The organism is Streptococcus sp. 1055 (genome assembly GCF_013276815.1).
Lineage (GTDB): Bacteria > Bacillota > Bacilli > Lactobacillales > Streptococcaceae > Streptococcus > Streptococcus pseudopneumoniae.
This window is the reverse complement of the sequence record NZ_VMLT01000156.1, coordinates 1-1,256: the sequence shown is the minus strand read 5'-3', so window position 1 is coordinate 1,256 and position 1,256 is coordinate 1. Positions and strand designations below refer to the sequence as shown.

2 protein-coding genes are annotated in these 1,256 nt (G+C 41.2%); one reads left to right on the top strand and one right to left on the bottom strand.

The genetic code is table 11. The features are described 5' to 3' along the window. Nucleotides 1-160: 160 nt before the first annotated feature. Nucleotides 161-970, top strand: coding sequence for an HAD family hydrolase (locus HT699_RS11200; protein WP_172934375.1), 810 nt, complete (start codon nucleotides 161-163; stop codon nucleotides 968-970). A 60-nt stretch (nucleotides 971-1,030) separates the two neighbouring features. On the opposite strand, the gene HT699_RS11195 is transcribed toward HT699_RS11200, so the two are convergent. Further along, nucleotides 1,031-1,256: transposase (locus HT699_RS11195; protein WP_172934374.1), on the bottom strand; the 226-nt coding region annotated here is incomplete at its 5' end.

Here is a 1,256-nt window from a genome sequence, read left to right as displayed (position 1 = left end):
TAAGTGATAAAGTCGGGATATCTTGGCCAAATATCCTCTTCAAATCATGAATTGTCATCAAAACGTCCTAAACTGCAAAATCAATTAGCTCCTGTCCCTTTGACCGTCATCTTCTCCAAAATATGTTATAATAATACCAAAAGATAAAGAAGGAAGACCTATGATTAAACTACTAGCCTTGGATATGGACGGAACCCTCCTCGATGAAGCCAAGGAAATTCCACAAGCTCACATTACTGCTATTCACCAAGCTATTGAAAAAGGTGTCAAATTGGTTCTTTGTACGGGTCGCCCGCTTTTCGGTGTCCTCCCCTACTACAAAAAACTGGGGCTTGGCCTCCAGAATGAGTATGTGATTGTTAACAATGGTTGCTCAACTCACCAGACAAGTGACTGGGGACTAGTTGACTGGCAAGAACTTAGTCCAGCAGACATCGAATACCTCTATGATCTAGCTGAAAAAAGTGATGTTCAGTTGACTCTTTTTGATGAGAAACATTATTTCGTCCTCGGTGGCAAGCCTAATCAAGTCATCCAGAATGATGCCGACCTAGTCTTTTCAGACTTGACTGAAATTTCCCTTGAGGAAGCGACTAGTGGTAAATATCGTATGTTCCAAGGCATGTTTTTGGGCAACGAAGAACAAACAGACGATTTTGAGCAGCGTTTTGCTGAGGAACTCTGCCAACGATTCAGTGGAGTTCGTTCGCAGCCTGTCATTTATGAAGCTATGCCACTTGGAACGACCAAGGCTACCGCTCTTTCACGATTAGCAGAGATTTTGAAGATTGATTCCTCAGAGATTATGGCCATGGGCGATGCTAATAACGATATCGAAATGCTCCAGTTTGCAGGGATGGGCATTGCAATGGGAAATGCAAGCGATTATGTCAAATCTCTTGCGGATGCCGTTACAGCAAGCAACGAAGAAGACGGTGTTGCGCGTGCTATTGAGAAATATATTCTATAAAAAAGAAAAGCAAATAGACAGAAGTTACTGCTATTTGCTTTTTTGCTAATATTTTAATACTCATCTACTTTCAAAAAGCATTCTAGTCCATCTCCGATTAACGATGGACGTTATCACCTCCTTCTCCAGTCCTTGTATAACATCTTGAAGTTGATTCATGACATCTTCCAAAGTTCGAAAGGCTTTATTCTTAAATCCACGTTTACGAATCTCTTTCCACACTTGTTCAATGGGGTTCATCTCTGGTGTGTATGGAGGAATAAAGGTAAAGCCAATATTAGTCGGA